Source organism: Corynebacterium sp. EPI-003-04-2554_SCH2473622 (genome assembly GCF_001665955.1).
GTDB classification, from domain to species: Bacteria; Actinomycetota; Actinomycetes; order Mycobacteriales; family Mycobacteriaceae; genus Corynebacterium; species Corynebacterium pseudodiphtheriticum.
The window spans coordinates 1-7,497 of sequence record NZ_LZMN01000066.1 but is presented as its reverse complement, the minus strand read 5'-3'; the positions used below and the strand labels follow the sequence as shown (position 1 = coordinate 7,497).

The window sequence follows — 7,497 nt, the reverse complement described above, 5'->3', positions numbered from 1 at the left end:
AGCCCATGTTCCGTACGTCCAAGCATGGCCAGGATGTTGCTCTCGCACACAACGGGAACCTGACTAATTACCTGGAGCTGCGCAGCATGGCCGAAGAGCGTGGCCTTATCACGGCGGGGGATACCTCCTCGGATACTGCTGTGATGTCCGCGTTGCTTGCCGACGGCGTCGGTGATGATAATTCGATTTTGGAATCCGCCGCGCGCCTGTTGCCAGACGTACATGGCGCGTTTTCTTTGACTTTCACCGACGGCAATACTTTGTATGCTGCCCGTGATCCGCACGGTGTGCGCCCGTTGGTGCTTGGCCGCCTGGAGCGCGGCTGGGTCGTGGCTTCGGAAACCTGTGCGTTGGATATCGTCGGCGCGCAATTCATCCGGGAAATTGAGCCGGGTGAGTTGATCGCTATTGATGAAGCCGGGCTGCGCACGCAGCGTTTCGCAGAAACCAAGCACAAGGGCTGCGTGTTCGAATACGTGTATTTGGCTCGGCCGGATTCCACCATCCGGGGCCGTAATGTGAATGCGACGCGTTTAGAGATCGGTAAACGCCTGGCGCAAACCCATCCTGCCGAAGGTGATTTGGTAATTCCGGTGCCAGAATCGGGCACCCCGGCTGCCGTGGGCTATGCCCGCGAATCCGGCATTCCGTTTGGCCAGGGTTTGGTGAAAAACGCTTATGTGCAGCGCACCTTCATCCAGCCGACGCAAACCCTGCGGCAGCTGGGTATCCGCTTGAAGCTGAACCCGCTGCGTGAGGTCATCGAAGGCCAACGTTTGGTGGTGGTGGATGATTCCATCGTGCGTGGTAATACCCAGCGTGCGCTGATCAAAATGTTGCGGGAAGCCGGTGCCGCCGAGGTGCATGTGCGCATTGCTTCGCCGCCGGTGAAGTGGCCATGCTTCTATGGCATTGACTTCGCTAGCCCTGCTGAGTTGATTGCCAATATTGGTGGCGATGATTCCCTGGAAGGCATGACTGAAACCATCCGCAGTGCCATCGGTGCGGACACTCTGGGCTTTGTTTCTATTGATGAGATGGTCGCTGCCACCGAGCAGCCAGCCAGGCAGTTGTGCACCGCGTGCTTCGACGGCAATTACCCATTGGGCCTACCGCAGGGTAATTCCAATGCTGATGCTGTGCGCACGCTGCTCAACAGTGCTGAGTAGTCAGGATGCCTCGATACCGCGCTGCATTGCGCCGCAGAATACACACGATAAAAGGATAGATTGAGATTATGACGAATTCTTCCCAGCCTGGATCGCAGCCGGATTCCCCAACTTATGCCGATGCTGGCGTCAGCGTAGAAGCAGGCGAGCAGGCTGTTGAGCTGATTAAGCCGCACGCCAAGCGCGCCACCCGCCCAGAGGTCCGCGGAGATCTCGGCGGTTTTGCCGGCCTGTTTGCTCTGGGTAAGTACCGCGAGCCGCTGCTGGCATCCGGTTCCGATGGTGTGGGCACGAAGCTAGCCGTGGCCCAAGCGATGGATAAGCACGACACCATCGGCATTGACTTGGTGGCCATGTGCGTGGATGACCTCATCTGTTGTGGCGCAGAACCACTGTTTTTGCAGGACTACCTGGCCATTGGCAAGGTGTACCCGGAAAAGGTTGCTGATATTGTCGGCGGCATTGCCGAGGGGTGTGTGACCGCAGGTTGCGCACTGCTGGGTGGCGAGACCGCAGAACACCCAGGTGTCATGGGTGAAAACGATTACGACGTATCCGCCACCGCCGTCGGTGTGGTAGAAGCTGATGACGTGCTGGGGCCAGAAAAGGTCAACGAAGACGACGTCATTATCGCGATGGCATCGTCTGGTTTGCATTCCAATGGTTATTCGTTGGCGCGCCACGTCTTACTGGAGCAGGCCAACCTGCCACTTGATGGCCACGTGGAAGAATTCGGCCGCACTTTGGGCGAAGAGCTTTTGGAACCTACCCGCATTTATGCGAAAGACTGCCTGGAACTGATGTCGGAATGCTCGGTATCGGTGTTCTGCCACGTCACTGGCGGTGGCTTGGCGAAGAACCTGGAGCGCGTCATCCCAGAAGGCCTGGCTGCCGATGTATACCGCACCACCTGGACCCCTGGGGCGATCTTCAAGAAGATCTCTGAGACTGGCAACGTCAGCCTGGAAGCCATGGAAGAAACCTTCAACATGGGCGTGGGCATGATTGCTGTTGTCTCTCCGGAGGACCGCGACCGGGCACTAGCTGTGCTCACGGCACGCCACATCGACGCTTGGGAGCTGGGCACGGTTCGTGCTGCAGAACAGGAAGAACCACGCGTCGTCATGCACGGTGCACACCCACAGTTTTAGGCTGTTTGGGGTGTTTCGGCTGCCCGCGTGGCAGCCACACAACAACCCCTTCCAGGAGACCGCACGGAGAAACCTTGTGCGACCTGGAAGGGGTAGTGGGGTGGAGAAAAACTAAAGGGACAAACTTTAGTTTCGCTGTAAGCCTAGGGGCTAGTCTCCTCGGTAGTCCGAATCATAGTCATAGTCATCATCGGAGTCCTGAGACCAGCCGCGTCCCGGCGGTTGAGAGGCGAGCTCTTTCTGGAGCGAGTCCAGATCCATTGCTGGGGAGTTGTACTTCAGCTCCCGGGCAACTTTAGTCTGCTTTGCCTTTTGGCGTCCTCGACCCATAGCCATGACCCCCTTTGGGTTAAGGGCAATCCAGGGAATTCGGATGCCCCATCTGCTTTTTTATTCGTCCTGTGTTACAGGATAGAGCAAAACTGCAAAAAATTCTGCACTGGGGCCTAACTAGTGTCCGCGCAACTTGTTAATAGCCGCCCGACCAGCCTTTTCTCCTTCCTCGACCGGGATGGAATCGGCATCGATGCTGGCGGCAACATCACCAATGTTGACTTGTCCCGCATCCAATGCCGAACGTTTGATTACGCCCAGCGCGATCGGGCCATAGTCGCAATCATCAATCACGGTGCCTAGCTTGCCGACGCGACGCCCCTTCGCCTGAATGTCCGCGCCAGGAGAAGGCATGGTGGGCGCCGAACCATCCAAGTGCAGTAATACGAGCACCCGCGGACTACGACCCAAATTTTCCACGCGCGCGACGGTTTCCTGCCCGCGGTAGCACCCTTTTTCTAGGTGCACAGCGCCGACCCTTTCGCCACGCCCGATCCAGTGTGGAATTTCATGCGGGATGGATTTTTCATCCAAATCCACAGACTCCGCCTCCAGTGCCTTGACCCGTTCGGCGGTATACGCCATCAGTCCGACCAGCTGCAGACCGGTGCTTTCTAGCTCTTCGACGGCTGCTTCTAGCTGCTCTCGTGGAACTGCGATGTCAGTGCGGCTGGCTTCCCACAAACCAGTGGTTGGTTGTGCGCTGCCAGTACCGGCGGGAGTTGCCGTCGAAACCGTGCGCGAATAGACGGCCTGCGAAGGCAGTTGCGTATCCGTTGGTCCACCAAGCACGGTGATGATCGCTAAATCGGCTTCTTCGATGGTTACCTGGGACCAAAAGATCATCTTCTGCAAGAAATCCCGCAGGGAATCGAATTGCCCGGCTTCGCAGTCCAGGTAGAAGGCCAGCCCTTCGGGGGCAGCTGCGGCGCCTGCGTCGACGCTATCGCCTGTGTGATCACTAGCACCAGCGCCTGTGTCAGAACCCGCGCCGTCACCAGCACCAGCGCTCACGTCGGCACCAGTGCCCGCGCCGGCACCAGCGTCTGTGGTTACCGCGATGTCCATGGTGTGCAGAATGCGGCCCTGCGTGTCCAAATCTAGGGCAGAACCAGACCAGCCCGCTTGCACGTCGTCAAGCTTTTGCGAAAGCAAATTATGCAAGAACGCGGCGGCTTCCGGCCCGGTCACCCGTATAACGCGGCGATGTGAGCGATCCACAATCGCGCCAGTGGAGGTAATGGCGCGCTGTTCGCTCAGTGGCTCACCGTAATGCCAGGCCACACCCGTGACATCCGGGTGTGGTGGCTCCTCCTGATAAGCCATAGCGTTCGGACGGTTGAGCAGTACAGAACGGTAATGCGTAGTCACAGCACCATGGTAGCGCTAAAACCTTGGCATAATCCATGGCATGTGTGAGCAGCCCTCGTCAGCACCGCTAACCCCCGTTATCTACACCGTGGATGTACTCGCCGGTACTTTCCGACGCCATGATCCGGCGCAACCGGTGGTCTTTTGGGACGATGCCGCGGTGACTCGCGGCGAGGCCGTGTTTGAGTCGCTGTTGGTCCGAAACGGGCGGGCAGCGAACCTGCAACGGCATCTGGACCGCTTACAACGTTCGGCGCAACGGATGGACCTTCCGGCCCCAGACCGCGCTGTGTGGCAGCAGGTGGCCGCGGCAGCAGTAGCGGACTGGCAAGAGCAGTCCGGTGGCCGGGAAGGAAAGTGCACCTGGACCTATTCGCGCGGACGGCAGTACACCGGGGGCACCGGGGGTGCCGGAGACGCCGGAGCGGGTGCGCCCCAGCCGACGGCGTGGCTGGTGATCGTGCCAGTGGCACAAGGGGTTCTACAACAGCGGCACGACGGGGTGCGGGCGCAATTGGTCCCGCGTGGCTGGACCACGACGGTGGGTGCGAAGACCGTGAATTATGCGGCCACGATGGCGGCGCTGCGGCAGGCCCACGGTTTCGATGATGTGATCTTTGTAGAGCCGATAAGCGACGCGACGACCAGCCCCGCGTCGGCAAGCGATGCTCGGGTGTTGGAAGGCGCGACCTCCACTGTCGTGCTGGTGCTGCGGGAAGGCAGCCAGCGTCGGCTGGTGACCCCTGCCGGGGATGTGCTGGCGGGAACCACAGTCGATGCTCTATTCGACTATGCGCGGCAGCAGGGGTGGATATGCGAAAACCGCCCGGTAACAGCTGGGGAGCTGTACCAGGCGGAATCGGTGTGGCTGATCTCGTCAGTGCGCATCGCAGTGCGGGTGACCAGCCTGGGAGACTCGAACTCACCGGCAGTGGAGTTGCCAGCGCCGGCAAATCATGCGGAAATTCGTGGCCTCATTGAACAAGCACTCAGCTTATAAGCTGTTGCCTCGGCCATGCAGTGCAGTTTTTAGCAAGCACCGCGCGGTAGCTATTAACCAGTTACGCGCGGCGCAGCCATTAACCGGCAGCCATTAGCCAGCTACGCGCTGCAGCTGTGCAGACATATACGGTGCTAGCTCGCCGTCGGTGACGCGCTCGTCCACCCAGCCCAGATCGTTGTTGGGCATCAGGCCGTACAAACGCTTGCCGGGGCCCAGGGTCTTTGGTCCGGTCTCGGTGACCATGGTGGAAGCCGATTCCAGCTCCCAGGAACGCTCGTTGTGCGGCTGGCCGTACATGATCTCCACGATGCCGTCGGAAGAAGTGTAGGTCAGCTCCATGGCATCTTTACCGTCGATGCGTAGGTAACCGGTTTCGCGTCGGGAAGCACCCGCAGGCTTGCCGTTTTCGTCGATGAACCAGGTGCGGGAGTCGTATTTCACGTGGTTTTCGCCGTTATGTGAAAAGGTGATCTCTTGGCCGAAGGTGTGCTGACCTTCGGAGGTAACCGCCTGGCCTTCGCCTCGCCACACGCCGATCAGCGGCAGCACTCCGAGCAGACCGTCGTTCAGGTTCGGGCCATAACGCAGGTTTGCCGTGTCATCCGGGACTGGCAGTGCGCCCAGGCCGGTCTGCGGAATGTTCTTGTCGGCAGTTTTCTTCGCCTGTTGTTCCGCTAAATTGACAGCCTGGTTGCCGTCCAAACGCATCTGTGGGTTGACTTTTTGCTTCTGGTCTTTCTGGTTTTTTGGGTTGTTCTGCTCCTCGGAAGTCATAACCATCAATTCTACCGTGTGATCGTCCGGGCGATCGGCTACGCTGCCGTGTGATCGTCCGTGTGATCGGCTACGCTATTGAGTCGTGCGCCTACTGTTAATCGCTAACCCTAATTCCACGAGTCAAACCAATGAGCTTTTCCGCCGCATCATTCCATTGGTGCGCAGTATTGATGACTCGCATCTGATCACTAAATTCACCCACTATGCCGGTCACGCTGAAGACATGACGCGTGGGCTTAGTCGTGATGATTACGACGTGGTCATCGCAATTGGTGGCGACGGCACCGTCAACGAGGTGGTCAACGGTCTGTTGGGCAAGGTCGGCGATGGGCGTCGTAAAGCCTCTGAGGTTCCGGCCCTGGCTGTGATTCCTACGGGCTCGGCCAACGTGTTTGTGCGTGCGCTGGGCTACCCACTGGATCCCGTGCACACCACAGAGCTGCTGGTAGGGCACATTAAGAAGAACTTACGGCGCCGTATCCGTCTGGGTACGTGGAATGACCGCTGGTTTGCCGTCAACGCCGGCATTGGCATTGACGCTGACGTTTTGCACAGTATCGATAAACTCCGCGAGCAAGGTTTTTCCGCCACCCCGCTGCGCTACCTGCGTATCTCGTACCAGGCATGGCGTCGAATCTTGCATGCACCACCGAAGATTAGTGCGCATGCAGAATCTGCCGACGGCCAAACCCAGCACATTGACCAAGCCCCGCTGGTTTTCGCCTCCAATACGAACCCATGGACTTTCCTGGGGCCGCTGCCCGTGGTGACCAACCCGCGCAACTCCTTCGACAAGGGCCTGGGAACCTTCGGCTTGACGGATCTGACAGGGGTTGGCGGCTTCGTCGGCCTGCTGCACCTGTTCGGGGCAGATGAAAAAGGCCGCTTGAACAAATTCACCGATGCCCGCACGCTGCGCTTTGATGATGCCACCCGCATTACCTTGGAATGTGACGAGGCGCTGCGCTTCCAAGCCGATGGCGAGGCGCAGGGCAAACTAAAAACCGTGGAACTCAACAGCATCCCGGATGCCATCGAGGTGTTCTCGCCGGAAGAAATCATTCCAGTACAGCAGCGCGGCATTTTAGCCGTGGTGCGTGACCTGTTCCGGATTTAAAGCTCGTTCGCTCTGCCGACGGGGGCGAGATATTCCGGCTGCACGATGACGTTATTGCGCACCGCCTCAAAGACGATGGAACCGCCTTCCAAGTACACCGCGTCGGCGGCTTTATCCAACGGCAAGGCCGTGGTGTTTACGGTCAAATCAAAAGCTGCCAGCGCGTCGTCGTCGGCATCGTCTGGGTGCACTGAGGAGCTAATGACTTCTTTCGGGCGCAGCTGAAATTCGTCGCCCACCAGCCGCAGCGTTGCCAGCACAGATACTGGTTCGTGGAAACCCGGCGGGCGGCCCTGAAACACGGCCTCGGTTGCAGGGCCACCACCGGGAGAAATATTTTTCGGGTGCGAGATTGTCAGATCTTTCATATCCAGCCAAGCACCCATCGCCACGCCATCAAGCCGCATCGTGCGACGCATGGATTGCGCCTTCGCGCCCAAGAAATCACCAGACCACACCTGATTCGGTTCGGCTTTTAACCCTTGCAACGTGACCCCGGTGTTGACCATGCCGACGCCGTCGACATCGACATCAAGTGCCGATACCCCAACAACCGGTACCTGAGAAGAGCGCAAG

General features: G+C 58.9%; 8 protein-coding genes. 4 read left to right on the top strand and 4 right to left on the bottom strand.

What is annotated here, in order from left to right:
* Both purF and purM read left to right on the top strand, forming a co-directional pair.
* Nucleotides 1-1,169 (top strand): amidophosphoribosyltransferase (gene purF, locus A5774_RS07485; RefSeq protein WP_064834140.1); only part of this gene is annotated, 1,169 nt, incomplete at its 5' end.
* 68 nt (nucleotides 1,170-1,237) lie between these two features.
* Complete coding sequence (gene purM / locus A5774_RS07480) at nucleotides 1,238-2,320, top strand: phosphoribosylformylglycinamidine cyclo-ligase (RefSeq protein ID WP_023018361.1); 1,083 nt, start codon at nucleotides 1,238-1,240, stop codon at nucleotides 2,318-2,320.
* A gap of 150 nt (nucleotides 2,321-2,470) precedes the next feature.
* Here purM and A5774_RS07475 read toward each other — a convergent pair whose 3' ends face one another.
* Both A5774_RS07475 and A5774_RS07470 read right to left on the bottom strand, forming a co-directional pair.
* A complete protein-coding gene (locus tag A5774_RS07475) occupies nucleotides 2,471-2,650 on the bottom strand; it encodes a DUF3073 domain-containing protein (RefSeq protein ID WP_023018360.1) in 180 nt (59 codons plus the stop codon).
* Between the two features lie 120 nt (nucleotides 2,651-2,770).
* Nucleotides 2,771-3,979: a folate-binding protein YgfZ gene (locus A5774_RS07470; protein WP_369815539.1), complete on the bottom strand. Its 1,209-nt coding sequence runs from the start codon at nucleotides 3,977-3,979 to the stop codon at nucleotides 2,771-2,773.
* Between the two features lie 85 nt (nucleotides 3,980-4,064).
* Here A5774_RS07470 and A5774_RS07465 point away from each other — a divergent pair, with 85 nt between their 5' ends.
* Nucleotides 4,065-5,024, top strand: a complete 960-nt coding sequence (locus tag A5774_RS07465; protein ID WP_064834137.1) for an aminodeoxychorismate lyase — start codon at nucleotides 4,065-4,067, stop codon at nucleotides 5,022-5,024.
* Nucleotides 5,025-5,117: 93 nt separating this feature from the next.
* On the opposite strand, the gene A5774_RS07460 is transcribed toward A5774_RS07465, so the two are convergent.
* A complete protein-coding gene (locus A5774_RS07460) occupies nucleotides 5,118-5,735 on the bottom strand; it encodes an FABP family protein (RefSeq protein WP_027018064.1) in 618 nt (205 codons plus the stop codon).
* Nucleotides 5,736-5,886: 151 nt separating this feature from the next.
* Between A5774_RS07460 and A5774_RS07455 the strand changes: the two genes are divergently transcribed.
* The gene (locus A5774_RS07455) at nucleotides 5,887-6,921 is read left to right on the top strand and encodes a diacylglycerol kinase family protein (RefSeq protein ID WP_021354023.1); all 1,035 of its coding nucleotides are present in this window, start codon (nucleotides 5,887-5,889) and stop codon (nucleotides 6,919-6,921) included.
* Here the strand turns inward: A5774_RS07455 and A5774_RS07450 are convergent.
* A partial coding sequence (locus tag A5774_RS07450) for an LmeA family phospholipid-binding protein (RefSeq protein ID WP_064834135.1) occupies nucleotides 6,918-7,497 on the bottom strand: 580 nt, incomplete at its 5' end. The two genes, A5774_RS07455 and A5774_RS07450, sit on opposite strands and share 4 nt — an antisense overlap.